Origin of the sequence: Streptosporangium album (assembly GCF_014203795.1) — a bacterium.
Taxonomy (GTDB): Bacteria; Actinomycetota; Actinomycetes; order Streptosporangiales; family Streptosporangiaceae; genus Streptosporangium; species Streptosporangium album.
The window spans coordinates 34,463-53,535 of record NZ_JACHJU010000009.1; the positions used below are offsets into that span (position 1 = coordinate 34,463).

Here is a 19,073-nt window from a genome sequence, read left to right on the forward strand (position 1 = left end):
CCCCCTTTTTTTCCTGACGGGAGAACTCATGATCGAGTTCCGCAAGAGAACGGCGATCTCGGCCGTGGCCTTGCTGCTGCTGACCGGCTGCTCCACGACCACCGGCGGCGCAGGCGGCGCGGACCCCGCCAAGCGGGATCTGACGGCCGCGGGCACCTACCCGATCGAGAGCCTCGACCCGCACGGGGCGCAAGGCGCCGCGACCGGCACGCAGCTCGCCGCGCAGGCGATCTTCAGCCGGCTCGTACGGCCCGGCGCCGACGGCAAGGTCACCGGCGACCTCGCCGAGAAGTGGGAGCCCGGGGCAACCGCGGCGGAGTGGACCTTCCACCTGCGCGCCGGCGCCACCTTCTCCGACGGCAAGCCGGTGACCGCAGCCGACGTGGTCGCCTCGTTCGACCGGATGATGAAGCTGGACGGCCCGAACGCCGGCAACTTCCCCGGCTACAAGATGACCGCGCCGACCGGCGACGAGGTCATGCTGGCCGCGCCGGCCCCGGACGCGTCGATCCCGCGCAAGCTCGGCCTCTTCTACGTCGTCCCTGCCGGCGTCAAGGCCGAAGACACCGCGTTCTTCGAGCACCCGGTTGGCTCCGGCCCGTTCACCGTGGACCGGTTCGCGCCGAGCGAGGTGCTGGCGATGGCCCCGAACAAGAAGTACTGGGGCGGCGCTCCGCAGCTCGACCACCTGCAGATCCGCAACATCCCCGACCTGTCGGCGCGGTTGACCGCGCTGCGCACCGGTGAGGTGGACGTGGTCTGGGGCATCCCCGACGACCAGTTGCCCGTGCTGCGCGGCGAGGCCGGCGTGACCGTCAAGACGGTGCCCAGCACCGCGGTGTTCACGATGTGGTTCAACTCCTCGACTCCCGCGCTGAAGACCCCGCGGGTGCGCCGCGCCCTGTGGCAGGCGGTCGACTTCTCCACGATCATCAAGCAGTTGTACCCCGAGACCGGCGCCCTCTCAGAGGCCCTGGTGGCGCCCCCGGTGCTCGGCTACGCCAAGCAGAAGCCGGTCGGCTACGACCCGCAGGCCGCGAAGGCCGCGTTACAGGCCGCCGACTTCGACTTCGGCGGCAAGCTGCGGCTGCAGTTCTCCGACGCCGAGTTCCGCCCGTTCGTCCAGGCGGTGGCCTCCGGGCTCGCCGAGATCGGCGTGAAGGTGGACGTGCTGGAGAAGGAGAAGGCGGTCTTCACCAAGGACCTGCTGGCGCTCAACTGGGACATCAACTTCCAGCAGCTCGCTACGCCGACCTATGACGCGGCGAGCAACCTCGGGCGGCTCTACCCGTGCGCGGCGGGCCGTACCGGATACTGCAACGCCGAACTGGACAAGTTGCTCGCCAAGGCGGGCGCGAGCGCCGACGAGGCCGAGCGAGCCGAACTCTACGGCCAGGCCGGCGAGATCATCTGGCAGGACGCGGTCGGCATGTACCCGATGACGGTGAACCTCGCCTACGCGTGGAACAAGAGAATCGACGCCTTCACGCCGGAACCGAGCGGGCTGCCCGACTTCTCCGGCGTCCGGCTCGTCGGCGCGTGATGGGCGGCCGGGTGACAGCGCAGCGGCCGCAGGAGGCCGGCCCGGCGGGCCCGGTGCCGGACGGCCCCCTGCTACAAGTCGACGGGCTGGTCGTCGACCTGCCCCCTCCGGACGGCAGCGCCGAGGACGCGGTCCGCGTCGTGGACGGCGTGTCGTTCGACGTGCCGGCGGGCACCACGGCCGGCCTGATCGGCGAATCGGGCAGCGGCAAGACGATGACCGCGCTCGCGGTGATCGGCCTGCTGCCCGACGGCGCCGCCACCGGCGGTGAGCTGGTGTGGCGCGGAGAGGACCTGCTGAGGGCCGGCGCCGAGCGGCGGCGCAGAGTCCGCGGCCACGAGATCTCGATGATCTTCCAGGACCCGCTCGCCGCGCTGAACCCGAGCCTGACCATCGGCCGGCAGGTGGGCGAGATCCTGCGGCGGGACGGGCGGCCGCGCGCCGAGGTCCGGCGCGCGGTGATCGACCTGCTCGACCGGGCCGGGGTGCCGGAGCCGGAGCGGCGGATGGACAGCTATCCCCACCAGTTCTCCGGCGGGCTGCGGCAGCGGGCCATGATCGCCCTCGCCCTGGCAGGCAGCCCGTCGCTGCTGCTCGCCGACGAGCCGACCACCGCGCTCGACGTCACCGTGCAGGCCAGGATCCTGCGCCTGCTCCGCTCCATCCAGCAGGAACAGGGGCTGGCGATGCTGCTGGTCAGCCACGACCTCCGGGTGGTCGCGCACGTCGCGGACCAGGTCGTGGTCATGTACGCGGGACGCGTCGCCGAGCGCGGGCCGGCCGGCGCGGTGCTGCGGCGCCCCGCGCATCCCTACACGCGGGCGCTGGTCGCCAGCGTGCCGGCGGTGCGCACCCGCACCGCGCTCGCCGACCCGCTGCCCGGAGCGCCCGCGACACCGGCCAACCGGCCGTCCGGGTGCGCGTTCCACCCGCGGTGCCCGCTCGCCGGGGACCGGTGCCGCGTCGAGGTGCCGGCCACCCGCGAGGTCGCGCCGGGCCGGTGGAGCGCCTGCCATTTCGCCGAGGAGGTGCTCGACCGGTGAGCGACATGCTCGAGGTGTCCGACCTGCGGGTCACCTTCGGTGGCCGTGGCCGCCGCCGCAAGGGCGGCCTGGCCGCCGTCGACGGGGTGAGCCTGCGGGTCGCGCCGGAGGAGACGCTCGCGGTGGTGGGCGAGTCCGGCTCGGGGAAGACCACGGTCGCCCGCTGCGTGGTCGGGCTGCAGCGGCCGGACTCCGGGTCGGTGACCTTCGACGGGCAGCCACTCGGCCCGGCCGGCCGGCGCCCGCCCGAACTGCAGCGCGCGATCCAGATGGTCTTCCAGGACCCGCGCTCGTCGCTCAACCCGCGGATGCCGGTGGCCGAGCTCATCGGCGAGGCCTGGCGGACGCATCCGGCCTCGGCCCCCGCGGGCGACCGGGCCGAGGCGCTGCGCCGGGTGCTGGCCGACGTCGGTCTCGACGCCGACGTGGCCGACCGGCGCGCCGGCGACCTGTCCGGCGGCCAGTGCCAGCGGGTCAGCATCGCCCGCGCGCTCGCGGTCGGGCCACGGCTGCTGGTGTGCGACGAGGCGGTCTCGGCCCTCGACGTGTCCGTACAGGCGCAGATCCTGCGGCTGCTCGTGGACCTGCGGCGCAGCCACCGGCTCGCGCTGCTGTTCATCTCGCACGATCTGGGCGTGGTCCACCAGATCGCCGACCGGGTCGCGGTGATGCGGCGCGGGACGGTCGTGGAGGAAGGACCCGCCGGCGAGGTGCTCGGCGCACCCCGGCACGAGTACACCCGGACCCTGCTGGACGCCGCCCTCGATCTGGGAGTTGAAGCATGACCGCAGGCTGGAACACCTGGGACGTCACGACCCACACCGGCATGGTCCACCTCCCGTCCGGGCTGCGGATCCGGTTCGGCGTGCCCGGCGCCCCCCTCGACGGGTTCACCTGGCGCGACGGGCTGGTCCGGCTCGGGCACCACACCGTCGACGGGAGCTACGCGGAGGTCACCGTCGAGGCGGCCGGCGGCCGGATGCACCTGGTCATGGCCGGCGGACCCGCAGACGCGCTGCATGTCAGAGCCGAGGGGACCGCGGGCGTGCTCGTGGTCATCGACGGCTGGCGTGACACCGGCGTGGCCGCCGAAGGCGGGCTCATCCGGGCCGGCGGTGAACTCTGGCGGATCGACGGTTCGGTGCCGGCGGACGGCCTGGTGCTGGAGTCCGCCGACGAGATCGACCTGTACGTGGCTCCGGCCGGAGCGCCGGGCGGCGCCCGCGACGTGGGCGCGGTGCTGGAGCGACGGCGGGCCGAGGCCGAGCGCACCGCACCGCGGTCGGGCGGCTGGCTCGGCGACGCCGCCGCGGCCGCGACCCGCGCCGTCACCTGGAACACGATCTACGCGCCCGATCTCGGCCGGGTGCTCACGCCCACCTCCAGGGACTTCGTCTCCGCGCAGCGCAAGGGCTTCTACGGCAGCTGGGCGCTGCACGCGTGGGACACCTTCTTCACCGGACTGGTCGCCGCCACCGTCGACCGCGACTACGCTCGCGCGATCTTCGGCCAGATCCTGCCCTTCGCCGACGCGGCGGGCATGGTCCCGAACCGGGTGTCCGACGACAGGGGCACCACCGCCGACCGGTCGCAACCCCCGGTGGGGGCGCTGACCGTCCACAAGGCCTACCTCGCCGGCGGACTGTCGGACGACACCCGCGACCGGGCGCTGCTCACCGACACGTTCCCGGCGCTGCTGGCCTGGCACGACTGGTGGCTCCGCGCGCGCCGCGGCCCGCACGGCCTGCTCACCTGGGGCTCGGACCCCATCCCCGGCGACCCCGGGTCGGCGACCCTGGACCGGACGAAACGGGAGTCCGGCCTGGACGACTCGCCGATGTACGACGAGGCGGCCTACGACCAGGACACGCACACGATGGACCTCACCGACGTCGGGCTCGTCGCGCTGCACATCGCCGACGCCGACGCGCTCGCCGAGATCGCCGGCGTGCTGGGCGAGACCGAGGTGGCGCGGCGGCTGCGGGCCGAGGCGACGGCGGCGCGGGCCGCCGCGGACTCGCTGCTGTGGGACGCCGACCTCGGCGGCTACCGGAACCTGCGGGCCGACGGGAAGCACGACCCGCACGTCTCGCCGACCATGCTGTACCCGCTGCTGGCCGGGATGCCGGACGCCGAGCGGGCCGCCGGCCTGGTCGCCCGGCTGCTGCGGCCGGAGACGCTCGGCGGCGATCCGCCCCTGCCGAGCGCCGCCCGCGACGATCCCGGCTATGCGGCGACCTACTGGCGCGGGCGCATCTGGGCGCCGATGGCGTTCCTCGCGATCGAGGGCCTGCGCCGCTACGAGCTCACCGAGGCCAGCCGCCCGCTGGTCGCCGCGCTGCTGCGACTGTTCCTGTCCGAATGGGACGCCCACAGCCACGTCCGCGAGAACTACCCCGCCACCTCCGGCGAGGACGTGCGGGCGTTCCAGGCGCGCTCCGACGGGCTGATGGCCTGGGGCGGCCTGCTCGCCTACCTCGCGTTCGGCGAGCTCGCCGACGCCCAGCGGGACGGCTGGCGGTTCGCCCACCCCGGAGAGCCCGGCGAACTGGCCAACCTGCCGCTCGGCGACGGCCGGCTCACCGTGGTCGCCGGCGACCGGCTGACCGTGACGCTGGACGGGCACCTGCTGCTCGACGCCGGACCGGACGTCGTGGTCACCGCCTACCGGCGCACCGCCGGCGAGGTCACCGGGATCGCCCGCGGCAGCGGCGATCTCTACATCAGCCCGCCTGGAGCCGGTGACCCGGTCCGGGTGCCGGTCACCGAGAAGCCGGAGCGCTTCCGGCTGTACCCGAACGACGATCACGACAACGATGGGGGAACGCCCGCGTGACAAGGGAATCCGAGACGACGGCCGACATCCTCGTCGCCGGCGGCGGGCTCGGCGGGGTCGCCGCCGCGCTGGCCGCACTGCGCCGGGGCCGGTCCGTGGTCCTGGTCGAGGAGACCGACTGGATCGGCGGCCAGCTCACCAGCCAGGGCGTGCCGCCCGACGAGCACACCTGGATCGAGCAGTTCGGGTGCACCCGCAGCTACCGCCGGCTGCGCGACGCGATCAGGGACCACTACCGGACGTGGTATCCGCTGACCGACGAGGCACGCGCCCGCCCCGACCTCAACCCCGGCGAGGGCCGGGTCTCCAGGCTGTGCCACGAGCCCAAGGTCGCCGCCGCCGTGCTCGACGCCATGGTCGCGCCGTATGTGTCGGCCGGCCGGCTGCGCATCCTGTACGGCCACAAGGTCCTCGGCGCGGCCGTGGACGGCGACCGGGTCCGCGCCGTCACCGTCGAGGGGGCCGACGGGCACCGGCTCGACGTGACCGCCCAGTACGTCGTGGACGCCACCGAACTCGGCGACCTGCTGCCGCTCACCGGCGCCGAGCACGTCACCGGCTTCGAGTCCCAGCGCGACACCGGTGAGCCGAGCGCCCCCGACGAGGCCCAGCCGGCGAACATGCAGGCGTTCTCGTGGGTGTTCGCGGTCGACCACCGGGCCGGGGAGAACCACACGATCGACCGGCCGGCGGGCTACTCGGCCTGGGCGCGCTACCAGCCGCCGAAGTGGCCGAACCCGCTGCTCAGCCTGAGCGCGCCCGACCCGAGGACGCTCGAGAACGTGCGACGCGAGTTCATCCCGAACGCCGGGTCCGGCCCGGTCGTCGCCGACCAGCGCGCCGATCCCGGCGACAAGGAGCTGTGGGCGTTCCGCAGGGTGCTGTCCCGCAACGTGTTCCGGCCGGGGTTCGCCGGCAGCGATGTGACCATCGTGAACTGGCCGATGATCGACTATCTGCCCGGCCCGCTGATCGGGGTGAGCGACGAGGAGCGGGACAAACACCTGGCCGGCGCCCGCGAGCTGAGCATGAGCATGCTCTACTGGCTGCAGACCGAGGCGCCTCGCCAGGACGGCGGCACCGGCTGGCCGGGACTCCGGCTCCGCGGCGACGTGATGGGCACCGCCGACGGGCTGGCCAAAGCGCCCTATATCCGGGAGTCCCGGCGGATCGCCGCCCGCTACCGGATCGTCGAGCAGGATCTGTCGATGGCGGTGCGCGGCGAGGCCGGCGCGGTGAGCTACCCCGACTCGGTCGGGATCGGCATGTACCGCATCGACCTGCACCCCTCGACCGGCGGCGACACCTATATCGACGTCGCCAGCTGTCCCTTCCAGATCCCGCTCGGCGCGCTGCTCCCGGTACGGCTGCGCAACCTGTTGCCCGCGGCCAAGAACATCGGCACCACCCACATCACCAACGGCTGCTACCGCCTGCATCCGGTGGAGTGGAACATCGGCGAGGTGGTCGGCGCGCTCGCCGCGCACTGCCTCGAACACGAGCTGGAGCCCGAGCAGGTGCACGCCGACGGCGCGCGGCTGCGGGTGTTCCAGGGCGAGCTGGCCGCCGACGGCGTCGAGCTCGCCTGGCCCGAGATCAAGGGGTACTGATGCCGACCGACGGCCGGCGGCTCCTCAGCGGCGTGATGATCCCGCTCGTCACCCCGATGAGCGAGCCGGGAACACCGTCCGCCGCGGCGGCGACGGGGCTGCTCCACGCGCTCGCCGCAGCGGGTGCGCGCAGCCTGATGTTGTTCGGCAGCAACGGCGAGGGCTCGCTGCTGCCGGTCTCCGCGCTCGCCGAGTTCGCCGAACAGGCGGCGGAGCAGTGGCGCGAGCTCACCGGCGGGCCGGTGCTGTGCAACGTCACCGCGGCCGGCACCGCGGAAGCGCTCGAGCGCGCGGCGGCGGTCGCGCCGGCCCGGCCCGACGCGCTCGTGCTCAGCCCGCCCATCTACTTCCGGCACCGCGACGACGAGATCGCCGCTCACTACGCGGCCCTGGCCGGTCTCGGTGTCCCGGTGGTCGCCTACAACGCGCCGCGCTACAGCAACCCGCTCGGCCCGGCGCTGATCGACCAGCTGGTGGCGATGCCGCACGTGGTCGGCGTCAAGGACAGCTCCGGCGACCTGGACCTGTTGGGCCACATCGTTTCCGCCGCCGGGCGCCGGCCCGACTTCGGCGTGAGCCAGGGGGCGGAGACCCAGCTGCTGGCCGCGCTGCGGCTCGGCGCCGACGGCATCGTCCCCGGCATCGCGAACCTCGCGCCCCGGCCGGCCGTCGAGCTGGTCGCCGCCCACGAGGCCGGGCGAGACGCCGACGCCGAGGACGCGCAGCGGGTGCTCGACCGGCTGCTCGCACTGCACTCCGTGCGGCCGGGGGTGCCCGCGGTCAAGGCGGTGCTCGACGACCGTGGGCTGTGCCCACCGCACGTGGCCGCGCCACTCCTGCCGTGCACCGAGGCCGAACGGCGCGACCTGATCGCCTTACTCGACGACGACGACGCATATCTCTTACCCCGGAGGTAGAACGTGGCACAGCCCGATCCCCAGCACACCCACATCGGCCGCAGAACCTTCGGCATCGGGGTCGCCGCGGCGTCACTGGCCGCCGCGATCGGCACGACCGCACCGGCCGCGAGCGCGGCGACCGCCCGGCGGCGACCGGTCTCCTTCGACGACACCACGCTGTGGGACAACACCGTGGACCCGCTGGAGAGCTACCACGTCCACGGGCTGACCGTGTTGCCGGACGACACCATCCTCGTCGCCACCGAGGGACGGCACGAGGTGTGCGACGCGGGCCCTCGGGACCTGCTGGTGCGTCGTAGCCATGACGGCGGCGACACCTGGGAGCAGACGCAGACGCTGGTCGCGTCGGTCGGCGGCCAGTCGTGGGGCAACCCGGCGTTCGTCGTCGACCGGACCACCGGCGGGATCTTCCTGTTCTACATGCTGTCCGTCCGGCTGCCGGAGAACACCGGCTGCTCCGGTGACATCGGCGACCTCTACATGATCTCCAGCGCCGACGGCGGCCGCACGTGGAGCGAGCCGCGCGAGATGTCCGGCCTGTTCGACCACTTCCCCTACGACTGGGCGCTGCACGGCCCCGGCCCCGGCCACGGCATCCAGCTGGACAACGGCCGGCTGCTGCTCAACTGCTCCCACCGCCGGGTGATCATCGGCAACACCGTCGAGCAGCGGTACTACGGCGTGGCGTCGATCTACAGCGACGACCACGGCGAGACCTGGCAGACGACCTCGGAGGTGCCGGTCTCCGTCGACTATCCGATCAACGAGGCCAGGGTGGTCCAGCGATCCGACGGCACGGTGCTGGTCAACGGCCGCGCCGCGTCGGGCGGTAACCGGCAGCGGATCGTGTCGGTCAGCGCCGACCGCGGGCTGACCTGGTCGCCGCCGCGGCTGGACGGGTCCACCGGCACGTTCAACGCCGTGGACGCGAGCCTGTTGCGCTACACCGGCGGGCCCGGCACGTCCGAAGTGGACCGGGTGCTGTTCAGCCGCCCCGACTCGCCGGTGCGCACGAACCTGACGGTCTCGGTCAGCTACGACGAGGCGCACTCGTTCCGCTACAGCCGGGTGATCAACGAGGGCCGGTCGTACTACTCCGAGCTCGCCCGGCTCTCCGACGGCACGATCCTGCTGGTCTACGGCTGCGACGGCGACAACCCGAGCTTCCCTCGCCGGGTGGCCGTCTGCCGGTTCTCCCTCGAATGGCTGACCCACGGCCGAGACGGCCTGCACAAGGGCCCCCGTTACGACGAACGCCTCGTCGACCTCTCGACCGGCGCGTACGCCTCCGGCGGCACCATGTCGACCGTCGCGGATCCGGTGGCCCGCGGGGGAAGCCGGGCCGTGTTCACCCCGGACCGGACCGGCGCCCACGTCGAGTACACCGTGGACGTCCGGCGGTCGGGGTCCTATGAGCTGCTGCTGCGCTACTTCCGCGCCGCTGCCGGCGGTCTGGTCACCGTCACGGTCAACGGTCGCCGGCCCCGGACCGCGGTGCTGGACACCACGGCGGACCGGGCCGACGGCTACGACATCGCGCAGCTCGGCACCGTTGACCTGAAGGCCGGCCGGCACAGGATCCGGTTCACCGCGTCCGGGGCGGGTCGCGGAGGCGGCACGCTGGTCTCGCTGGACGCGCTGAGCCTGATCGACGCGCCGTCGCAGGCCGATGTGCGCGACGAGGTGGTGGTCGACAACGACGAGCTCGGCTACGAGGTGGCCGGCGGCGCCTGGTCGGCGGGAACGAGCGTGGCCGGCTACCGGGGCGGCAACTACCGCTCGGCGCCCGCCGGAGCGGGCGAGCGGGTCGTCCGGTGGCGTCTGGTGGTTCCGCACGACGGCGACTACGAGGTTCAGGTTTCCCATACCGCGCACGAGAACCGCGCGAGCAACGCGCCGTTCACGATCACCCACGCGGGCGGGACCAGCGTGGTCCGGGTCGACCAGCGGGTGCCCGGGGTGACGGAGCCGCGCGGCGGCTCGTGGGTGTCGCTCGGCACGTACCGCATGGCCGAGGGGCTGACCACGATCGAGCTGAGCAACGCCGCCGACGGGGTGGTCATCGCCGACGCCGTCCGGCTGCTCCGCTAGGTATCGGCCGTGGTGGCGGCCACCGGCGGATTCTCGAACGCCGGTGGCCGCCGGAACTCTCATCCGCGCCGCGCGCCACGGGGGATGCGGACATGCGATGGTCCTTCGCCGTCAATGACGCATGCGCTCGCCCGGCTGTCGTGGGCGGGCGGAAGGGGGGCGCTCAGGAAGGACGGCGACGCCGGGCGCCGGCGACCCGGCAGAGGTCGACGTGCGCCCGCCGGGTCAGGCCCGTTCCCGGGACTGTCTGGCTCCTCTGACTCATGGTCACGACGCTAGGCTCGCCACATCGCTTTTGAAATACTTCCTACGCCGTCCCCCGCGCGGGACGACGGCGGCCGGGGCCCGTAGGGCGTCAGCAGCCCAGATGGGGCAGGGTGACGTCGCGCCGCACGTCGCTGTGCGGCAACGGCCGTACGGTGAACGTCGAGGAACGGTGCCCGTCGGCCGTGACGGCCACCTCGGCCTGCGGCAGCCCGCCCTGGATCCAACCGGCGTACCGGCCGTCGGCATCGGTGCTCAGGGTCCACGAGTCCCGGCCCCGCACGACGGTCACCGTCGCCCCGGCCAGGGGTGCCGTCTTCCCGTCGCAGGCCTTCGACAGCACCTGGCCGGACAGCCGAGCCCAGTTCCACGGCGCCTCGGCCTTGAGGGTCACACCGATGCTGGGTGCCTTGTAGGGGGTGTCCTCGTTCACGGTCAGCATCGCCTTGTACGTGCCGGGCTGGGCGACCTGGCGGGCGTCGAGGGTGAGGGTGACCCGTACGCTGTCGCCGGGGGCGAGCGTGCCCCGCTGCGGGTGCACGCTCAGCCACGGCGCGTCGGTGCCCGCCGGATCGCAGCCGTCATAGCCGGGCAGCACCTCGTTGAACGGCGTCACACGCGGGCCGTTCGCCCCGCCGATCTTGTAGAAGCCACAGGCTCCGGTGCCCCGGTAGAGGGCGTCGCCGGAGTTCGGCATGGCCGTCCAGGTGTCGGCGTCGGCGTCGTACGCGAACGCCTCGTTGGTCAGTATGCTGCCGTCCTTCGCCGCCCCGCCCGCGACCAGCAGCTTCCCGCTGGCCACCGCGTAGCTGCTCGCCCACATGTCGAGCGGCAGATCGGCGACCCGGGTCCACGTGTTCCGCCCGGGTTCGTAGACGTAGGAGTGCTGCGTGCCGTGCGGACCCGCGGCCAGCCCACCGGCACAGTAGACCTTGCCGTCGACGCCGCCGCAGGCCGCCCAGGAGATCGGCTCGGGGTACGGCGCGGCGGCCGTGAAGCTGTCGCTCGCCACGTCGTACACCGTGACCTGGTCCGTGGCGCTCTGGCACTCACCGGTACAGCCCCCGACAGCGTAGATCTTCCCGTCGAGTACGGCGGAGCCGACCGCCCCCCAGGGGTGCGGGTTGTCCGCGCCGGTGCTCCAGCGGTCGGTCTTGGGGTCGTAGATGAGAGTGGTGGCGGCGGGGGCACCCTGGGGACCCCACCCGGTGACGACGTAGAACTTGCCGTCGACGAATGCCGACGCGGGCTTCTGCCGGGCCTCCGGCATGTCGGCGAGCGGCGTCCACGACGTCGAGACCGGGTCGTAGACGTACGACGCGGGCGTCCCGCCTTCGCCGCGGAGCGAACCTCCGAAGGAGTACACCCGGCCGTCGTGGTACCCGGCGGCGTTGTCCCTGATCGTGGTCGGGTAGTCGGTGATCGTGGTCCACGGGGCGGCGGCCGTGCCGCTACGAGACGCGGCCTCCTCGCCGGCGGCGGGCTCCGTGACCGCGCCGGGGGAGATGCCGGTCGCCTCGACTCTGCGCGGGGGCGCGCCCCGCGAAGGCGCCGGAGACGCGGAGAGGCCGGTGCCGTCGGCACGCTGGATCGCGGAGCCGCGCAGCGACTCCGCGAAATCGTAGGTGAGCGGCGCGGTGCCGCGGTTGGTGACGGTCAGGCGCGTCTTCGTCTCCTTCCCGAGCAGGACCTTCTCCGATACGTCGCCCGATTTGAGGGCGAGCAGGCCCGCGGTGAGGGTGAAGTCGATCCTGGACACCGCGTCCGCTCCGGCCTTCACCGGAGCGGACGCGGACCGGTAACCGCGCTGGGCGGCGGTGAGGACGCGCTTCTCCGACATGGGGGAGAACACCCAGTAGAACCCGTCCGGCAGCGCCGGATCGTCCGGGGTGGCCGCGGTGTCGTTCGCCGGCCCGCCGTCGCTCGTGACGGTCGCGGTGTCGACCGGCTTGCGGGTGTTGGCGTCGGTCACGGTGCCGTAGACGAGCCCGCCGGCTACCGGCCGGCAGGTCCCGCCGCCGGCGGAGTAACCCGGGGCGGAGCAGGCCGTGGGGTCGATCTCCGCCGCGAAGTCCGCGGACGTGTCGCCGCCGACCGTGATCTGGCCGGTCACCGGCCGGTATCCGGGGTAGCGCGGGGTGACGGTGACCTGGTAGGTGCCGCCCACCGGCAGGTCGACGGCCACCCGTCCGTCGCCGGGAGCCGTGAACCAGGTGCGCGGTGTCCCCTCGACGGTGAGCGCCGCGTAGATCGGCCAGCCGTGTCCGGAGCCGTCCGTGACCCGGACGGTCGCGGTCGCCCGCGGCGTCGGGGAGAGCTTGGTGTCCCGCGTGGTCGTCTTCTCGCCGGTCACGCGCACGCTTTTGACGGCCTGGGTGCCGTAGCCGAAGAACGAGACGCTCAGGTCGTAGTCGCCCTCGTCGAGGTAGAGGTGGTACGTGCCGTCCTCGGCGGTCGTGGTCTCCAGCCCGCGCGGCCCGGTGGCGGTGACCCGCGCCCCTTCCACCGGCTTGCCCGTGCTCGCGTCGGTGACCGTGCCGGTCAGCTCGCCGGTCCCCGTACGGGGCGACGCGCCGACGGCCAGGTAGACGTCGAGCATGCCCTCGCCGTAGACGTTGTTGTCCTCGGCGGTGCCGCCGCAGGTGGTGTCGGCGTGGTCGTGGGCGGTCCGGTCGAGGATGGCCCGGGTGGCGGCGATGTCGCCGACCAGCTTGGGCGCGGCGGACCACATGAGCGCGACCGCGCCGGCCACGTGCGGTGTGGCCATCGACGTGCCGTTCTGCACCTGGTAGCCCCCGCCCGGCACACTGGACCGGACGCGCTGGCCCGGCGCGACGATGTCCGGCTTGCTGTCGGCGGTTCCGGCCGTGCCGCGAGAGGAGAACCTGGCCACGACGCCGTTCTGGTCGACGGCCCCGACGGCGTAGGACTCGGGGTACTCACCTGGCGCGTGCTGCGTGGCGCACGCCGGCCCGTCGTTGCCGACGGCGAAGGCGGGGAAGATGCCGGCTGCGACCCACTGGCGGACGTAGTCCTGGTACCACGGGTCTCCCTGGGCCGAGGACCAGGAGTTGTTGAGGATGTTGGGCCGCTTGGACGGGTCGGGTCCGGAACCGTCCGATGCCGTCGGGGCGAGCATCCACTGCGCGGAGAGCGCCAGCGTCAGATCGCCGCACTGACTCTGCGCGCAGCCTTTCGCCGCGATCCACCGCGCGCCGGGTGCGACGCCGATCTGGTTCCCCGCACCGCCGTCGCCCACCATCGTGCCCATGGTGTGCGTACCGTGGCCGAAGTTGTCGCACGGAGCGGACGGTGACGCGCCGCAGGCCCCGGTGGGGTCGAACCAGTTGTAGTCGTGGGTGAAGGTCCCGTCGCCGTTGTCGCCCCGGTAGGACGCGACGAGAGCGGGGTGGTCGAAGTCCACCCCGGAGTCGATGTTGCCGACCACGATGCCGCGCCCGGTGGTGCTGTATTCACTCCACACCTTGTCGGCGTGGATGGCGCTCAGTCCCCATTCCACCGAGCCGGCCGAGGCGACGCGCTCACCCGGCGACGGCTCCGGCAAGGCGTACGTGCGCGGCATGCGGATCCGCTCGACCCCCGGATCGGCGGCCAGCTTCTCCGCCAGATCGGGAGAGCCGCCGTACACGTAGATCGCATTGTTGATGTACAGGGACGTGTGGCGGACCTTCGCATCCCGCAACAGGCCGAGCACACCTGCCTGGCTGGACTCCGCGGTCGACCGCAACGAGGTCACCACGGCCTCACCCCGCGCCGACCAGTCCCGGATCCCCGCCGCGGACTTCAGTCCGGCCTTCGCCTTGAACTCCACCCAGAAGTCGGTGCTGCCGCCGGCGGCGAACCGCGCGGACAGTTCCGGCTGGATCGCTCCCGCGGGGGACGGCTCGGTCGCCGCTCCGGCGGGGGACGGCGCGACCATCCCGGTCAGAGCGAGCAGCCCGGCGAGCATGACCAGCCCGGTACGGCGCAGCCCGCCGGCTCTCATCTCCCGACCTGATGGCGGCCCCACCGAAGAGATGTCCTGTTGCACCGAGCCTCCAAACACAAGACGCCCGGCCATCGGATTCGACGGCGCCACGAACGCCGCCGAGCAGTCTGATCCACGCTCCGTGCCCGGATCAAGTCCCGGTCAAGGCGATATCATGACATGACGTAAACCAGACGTTCTGTGGCGAAGTGGGCGGTCAGGGACTTGCCCTTGTCGCGGAGGCGGCGGACCGCCTGCCAGGTGGCGCCGTCGTCGTACGAAACCTCGGGGGCCACGTCCTTGACCGGGCTTTCGTCCGCACCGGGCTGGTGGTGGAACGTCAGGCCGAGCCGGGACGAGCGGGCGCGGTTGTGCAGGTCCACGGGAGCGTCGTAGTCGGCGAACAGCAGCGGGGCCACCGCGGTGGCTCCGTCGGCGGGGCGTTCGGAGGTGAGGTTCCAGACCGTCCGGGCCCGAGTGGACAGCTGGGTCCCCGGCGTGTGGTTCTCGGTGTCGTACTCCATCCGATAGGAGGCCTTGCCGGCGGGGAGGCGGATGGTGCCCGTCGGCTGGGCGGTCGTCTGGGCGATCAGGTCCTCGCCTCGGTAGAAGCGGAAGCCGGACTTTCGGCTGTTCGTGAGGTCGCCGGCGTGGAACTCGCCGTAGTTGCCTCCGGCGTCGAGGAGCCCCTGTAGATCGACTCGCAGTAGATCGCCACCAGTTTGGCACCCGCGGCCGCGGCGGCGTTGGACTGGACCGCCACGGGGATCCCCTCGGTGCGGCGGATGAGGGCCAGCCTGCCGCGCAGGTTCTTGCCCTTGAGGTCCTCGGGTGTGCCCCTTCCGGCGTCCACGGCCGTGAGGAGCGCCGACCCGTCCAGGCGCGGATACTGCGGAGAAAGGTCGCTGAACCACACCGGATTGTAGTATTCCGGTTCCAGCTTGATGTCGGCGGTCCTCATCGTGATCTGGGGCGCTTCGAGCCGCCAGCGGGTGGCGACCGTGAAGCCGCCCTTGGTCACGCGCCTGGTCGGCTGGATGAAGAACCGCTCCTCGGCGTTCGAGGCGCCCGGCATGCTGGAGCACACCCGTGCCGCGATCGCGGGAGGCGAGCAGGCCCGCCTGGGCCCGGTCCCCGTCAAGGTCGTCATCGTCGACGCCCGCGTCGCGATGTTGCCCCTCGTCTCCGACAAGGACAAGGCGGTGGAGAGCGCCCTCGTCGTTCATCGAAAACCTCCAGCGTGGAGACCCCGGGCTTTGGCCCTGGGGAGGAAACGCGGCACGGTGCCGCACGGTTTAAATCGAACATGCGCGCGATTTTCAGCTGATCGTTCGGTACGATGCGAGGCGTGGCGCAGATCGTGAAGCGGGCGTTCAAGTTCCGCTTCTACCCGACCCCCGAGCAGGCCGATGAGCTTGCCCGGACGTTCGGCTGCGTCCGCCTCGTCTACAACAAGGCCCTGCAGGAGCGGACCCGCGCCTACCGGTCGGAAGGCCGCAAGGTCTCCTACGTGGAATCGTCGGCCGCGCTGACGGAGTGGAAACGCACCGAGGAGCTGGATTTCCTGGCCGAGGTGTCGTCGGTGCCGTTGCAGCAGGCGTTGCGGCACCTGCAGACGGCGTTTGCGAACTTCTTCGCCCAGCGGGCCGGGTACCCGGCGTTCAAGTCCCGGAAGAAGTCCCGGCTGTCGGCCGAGTACACCCGCTCGGCGTTCCGCTACCACGACGGGCGGCTCACCCTGGCGAAGATGGACGCCCCGCTGAACATCGTGTGGTCGCGCCCGCTGCCCGAGGGGGCCGATCCGTCCACGGTGACCGTGTCGAAGGACGCGGCCGGGCGCTGGTCGGTGTCGATCCTGTGTGAGGACACCGTCCGGCCTCTGGACCCGACCTCGGACATGGTCGGGGTGGACGCCGGGATCACCGCGCTGGTCACCCTGTCGCGTCCGATTCCGGGCGTGACCGACGACGACGGCAAGGTCACCAACCCCCGCCACGAACGCGCCGACCGCAGGAGACTCGCCCGCGCGCAGCGGATACCGGCCCGCAAGGAGAAGGGGTCGGCGAATCGGGACAGGGCGAGGGTGAAGGTCGCCCGGGTGCATGCCCGGATCACCGACCGCCGCCGCGATGTCCTGCACAAGCTCACCACCGCGATCGTCCGCGAGAACCAAGTGGTCGTGATCGAGGATCTCACCGTGCGTAACCTGGTGAAAAACCACAGCCTGGCCCGCGCGATCTCCGATGCGAGCTGGCGGCAGATGCGCACCATGCTGGAGTACAAGGCGCAGTGGTACGGGCGGGAGCTGCTGGTGGTGGACCGGTGGTTTCCCTCCTCGAAGCTGTGCTCGGCGTGCGGCGCGCTCCAGCGGTTCATGCCGCTGAACGTCCGCGACTGGGTGTGCGCCTGTGGCGTGGTCCATGACCGTGATGTGAACGCCGCGAAGAACATCCTCGCCGCCGGGCTGGCGGAGAGGTGAAACGCCTGTGGAGCCGGTGTAAGACCTCAAGGGCGCAGGCCCGGCGGGCGACTGGCGGTGAAGCAGGAAACCCCACCCGTGAGGGTGGGAATCCCCCGGCTTCAGCCATGGGGAGGAAGTCAACCCTCGGCTCTGCTCGACGCCCTTGTCGGGCTCTTCGAGGTGCTGTGGCAGTCCGCCGTCCCCTTGCACGTGACCGCGACCCCCGCCGGAGAGACCCTGGAGCCTGAGCGGCGGTTTCAGCCGGCCGACATCGAGGTCCTCGCGCTGCTGGCGGCGGGCCTGAAGGACGACGCCGTCGCCCGCCAGCTCGGCATCAGCCCTCGTACCGTGCAACGGCGGGTGCAGGTCCTCTGCGAGCGGCTCGGCGCCCGCTCGCGGTTCCACGCCGGACTCCTTGCCAGCGAGCAGAACCTCCTCGGCCGTTGACGGCGCGGCCCTGACCCGTCCACGTACGCTCCAGCATGCTTGTCGCGGTTCCCGCGCTCCCGTCGACCGTTCGGACCGAATGCCCCGGCATGGGGAGAACAGGGCCACCATGCATGGCACGCCCACATTATTTATGCGCTATTACGAAATATGCGGATATTTAGGTGATTTGTCCCTTGTTGTCGACTCTTGACAGCCGGATTTCCTCAGATCACGCTGTTGCGTATAGCGCTGACTGTTCTGTTCTACGAAACCGGGGTTGGTTGCGATGATCCCTGCATGCACCCTTGTTGCCCTCCCGCCAGGTGAGGCCTACCGGCTCGACACCGACCCGCCCATCGCCGTCTTCCACACCGACGACGGTGAGATCTACGCCGTCGACGACACCTGCACGCACCAGGACGCCTCCCTCGCCGACGGGTGGCTGGAAGGCTGCCAGGTGGAGTGCCCGTTGCACGCCTCGCGCTTCGACCTGCGGACGGGGAAGGTGGACGGCCCGCCCGCCAAGCTGCCCCTGCGCACCCACCGGGTGGTCGTCGAGGACGGCACCGTCTACGTCGTCCCCTCGAAGGAGCCGCCCGGCCCGCCTCCCGGAGTCCGAGCCGGAAACGCCGGAACAGCCGGGACGGAGGCGCCGTGACCACGAGAGACCTGCCGCCCAGCGTGATCGCCACTCTGCCCGGCGGCCACTACACCGATGAACGCCTCTTCGCCCTGGAGCAGGAGCACATCTTCGAGTCGATGTGGTTCTGCGCCGTCCGTGCCTCCGACCTGGGCAGGCCGGGCGCCTTCAGGACGGTTCAGGTGGGGCGGGAGAGCGTCCTGGTCACCCGGGCCCGGGACGGTTCGGTCCGCGCCTTCCTCAACGTCTGCCGCCACCGGGGCGCACGGCTCCGCACCGAGGAGTCCGGCGAGGTGAAGCGGGCGTTCCAGTGTCCCTATCACGCCTGGACCTACGACCTCGACGGCAGGCTGGTCGCCGCTCCGAACCTCACCCGGATGCCCGACATCGACCGGGTCGAGTACGGCCTGATCAACGTCCACGTGCGCGAGTGGCTCGGCTACGTCTGGGTGTGCCTGGCCGGTGAGCCGCCGTCGTTCGAGGCGGACGTGGTCGGCGAGGTGAGAACCCGGCTGGGCGACGAGGAGCTGATCGGCAACTACGGCGTCGACGCCCTCGCGGTGGGCCGCAGGATCGTCTACGACGTGAAGGCGAACTGGAAGCTCATCGTGGAGAACTTCATGGAGTGCTACCACTGCGCCACCATCCACCCCGAGCTGACCGAGGTGCTCCCGGAGTTCGCCGGCGGCTACGCCGCGCAGTCCTTCGTGGGGCACGGCGCCCGCTTCGGCGAGGACGTCCAGGGGTTCACCGTCGACGGGTCCGAAGGCGTGGAGCGGATCCCGGGCGTCAGCGAGGACCAGGACCGCCGCTACTACGCGATCACCATCAAACCGCAGGTGTTCGTCAACCTGGTGCCCGACCATGTGATCATCCATCGGATGTTCCCCCTGGCCGTCGACCGGACGGTCGTCGAGTGCGACTGGCTGTTCCGCGAGGACGTCGTGGCGGAGGGCAGGGACCTCGGACCGTCCGTCGAGCTCTTCCACCGGGTCAACGCGCAGGACTTCGAGGCCTGCGAGAGATGCCAACCGGCGATGAGCTCCCGTGCCTACGCCCGAGGTGGGGTGCTGGTGCCGAGCGAGCACCACATCGGGGTGTTCCACGACTGGGTGCTCGGCAGGCTGGCGCGGGCGTCGGTGTGAATCAGGCACCGGAATGGACCGGATGTCCGGGCCCTCGTGACCCCGAGGACCCCGCGCCCCGGGTGGGGCACCCGCGTGGCATGATCCCATGACAGAGTGCACA

The 19,073-nt window shown here is 71.9% G+C and carries 14 protein-coding genes and 1 pseudogene; 11 read left to right on the top strand and 4 right to left on the bottom strand.

What is annotated here, in order from left to right; translation table 11 throughout:
- Positions 1 to 28: 28 nt before the first annotated feature.
- From FHR32_RS42310 to FHR32_RS42340, 7 genes are read left to right on the top strand one after another with little or no spacing between them, the layout of a single operon-like run.
- The gene (locus FHR32_RS42310; RefSeq protein ID WP_184760203.1) at positions 29 to 1,543 is read left to right on the top strand and encodes an ABC transporter substrate-binding protein; all 1,515 of its coding nucleotides are present in this window, start codon (positions 29 to 31) and stop codon (positions 1,541 to 1,543) included.
- Positions 1,544 to 1,554: 11 nt separating this feature from the next.
- Positions 1,555 to 2,586, top strand: a complete 1,032-nt coding sequence (locus FHR32_RS42315) for an ABC transporter ATP-binding protein (RefSeq protein ID WP_312882956.1) — start codon at positions 1,555 to 1,557, stop codon at positions 2,584 to 2,586.
- Positions 2,587 to 2,591: 5 nt separating this feature from the next.
- Entirely contained in the window at positions 2,592 to 3,371 is a 780-nt protein-coding gene (locus FHR32_RS42320; RefSeq protein WP_184760227.1) for an ABC transporter ATP-binding protein, read from the top strand.
- The gene (locus FHR32_RS42325; protein ID WP_184760204.1) at positions 3,368 to 5,422 is read left to right on the top strand and encodes an MGH1-like glycoside hydrolase domain-containing protein; all 2,055 of its coding nucleotides are present in this window, start codon (positions 3,368 to 3,370) and stop codon (positions 5,420 to 5,422) included. Before FHR32_RS42320 ends, FHR32_RS42325 begins: the two co-directional genes overlap by 4 nt.
- The gene (locus tag FHR32_RS42330) at positions 5,419 to 7,032 is read left to right on the top strand and encodes an FAD-dependent oxidoreductase (protein ID WP_184760205.1); all 1,614 of its coding nucleotides are present in this window, start codon (positions 5,419 to 5,421) and stop codon (positions 7,030 to 7,032) included. The genes FHR32_RS42325 and FHR32_RS42330 overlap by 4 nt, the downstream gene beginning before the upstream one ends.
- Complete coding sequence (locus FHR32_RS42335) at positions 7,032 to 7,949, top strand: dihydrodipicolinate synthase family protein (RefSeq protein WP_184760206.1); 918 nt, start codon at positions 7,032 to 7,034, stop codon at positions 7,947 to 7,949. Before FHR32_RS42330 ends, FHR32_RS42335 begins: the two co-directional genes overlap by 1 nt.
- A gap of 3 nt (positions 7,950 to 7,952) precedes the next feature.
- On the top strand, positions 7,953 to 10,043 hold the full coding sequence (locus tag FHR32_RS42340) for a golvesin C-terminal-like domain-containing protein (protein ID WP_184760207.1): 2,091 nt from the start codon (positions 7,953 to 7,955) through the stop codon (positions 10,041 to 10,043).
- A gap of 163 nt (positions 10,044 to 10,206) precedes the next feature.
- Here FHR32_RS42340 and FHR32_RS47620 read toward each other — a convergent pair whose 3' ends face one another.
- From FHR32_RS47620 to FHR32_RS42355, 4 genes are all read right to left on the bottom strand, one after another.
- Positions 10,207 to 10,308: a putative leader peptide gene (locus FHR32_RS47620; protein ID WP_376773465.1), complete on the bottom strand. Its 102-nt coding sequence runs from the start codon at positions 10,306 to 10,308 to the stop codon at positions 10,207 to 10,209.
- A 90-nt stretch (positions 10,309 to 10,398) separates the two neighbouring features.
- Positions 10,399 to 14,313, bottom strand: a complete 3,915-nt coding sequence (locus tag FHR32_RS42345) for a S8 family serine peptidase (protein WP_184760208.1) — start codon at positions 14,311 to 14,313, stop codon at positions 10,399 to 10,401.
- 155 nt (positions 14,314 to 14,468) lie between these two features.
- Positions 14,469 to 14,819 (bottom strand): hypothetical protein, encoded by a 351-nt coding sequence (locus FHR32_RS42350; protein ID WP_184760209.1) that lies wholly within the window; start codon positions 14,817 to 14,819, stop codon positions 14,469 to 14,471.
- 65 nt (positions 14,820 to 14,884) lie between these two features.
- Positions 14,885 to 15,445, bottom strand: coding sequence for a hypothetical protein (locus FHR32_RS42355; RefSeq protein ID WP_184760210.1), 561 nt, complete (start codon positions 15,443 to 15,445; stop codon positions 14,885 to 14,887).
- 189 nt (positions 15,446 to 15,634) lie between these two features.
- On the opposite strand from FHR32_RS42355, the pseudogene FHR32_RS42360 reads away from it, so the two are divergent.
- The 4 genes and pseudogenes from FHR32_RS42360 to FHR32_RS42375 form a co-directional block, all read left to right on the top strand.
- Positions 15,635 to 16,843 (top strand): annotated as a pseudogene (locus tag FHR32_RS42360) (RNA-guided endonuclease InsQ/TnpB family protein); the annotation flags it as partial.
- A gap of 9 nt (positions 16,844 to 16,852) precedes the next feature.
- Positions 16,853 to 17,203, top strand: coding sequence for a helix-turn-helix domain-containing protein (locus FHR32_RS45650; RefSeq protein WP_312882957.1), 351 nt, complete (start codon positions 16,853 to 16,855; stop codon positions 17,201 to 17,203).
- 268 nt (positions 17,204 to 17,471) lie between these two features.
- Positions 17,472 to 17,843, top strand: a complete 372-nt coding sequence (locus FHR32_RS42370; RefSeq protein WP_184760211.1) for a bifunctional 3-phenylpropionate/cinnamic acid dioxygenase ferredoxin subunit — start codon at positions 17,472 to 17,474, stop codon at positions 17,841 to 17,843.
- Positions 17,840 to 18,970: an aromatic ring-hydroxylating oxygenase subunit alpha gene (locus FHR32_RS42375; RefSeq protein WP_184760212.1), complete on the top strand. Its 1,131-nt coding sequence runs from the start codon at positions 17,840 to 17,842 to the stop codon at positions 18,968 to 18,970. The genes FHR32_RS42370 and FHR32_RS42375 overlap by 4 nt, the downstream gene beginning before the upstream one ends.
- The last annotated feature ends 103 nt before the right edge of the window (positions 18,971 to 19,073 follow it).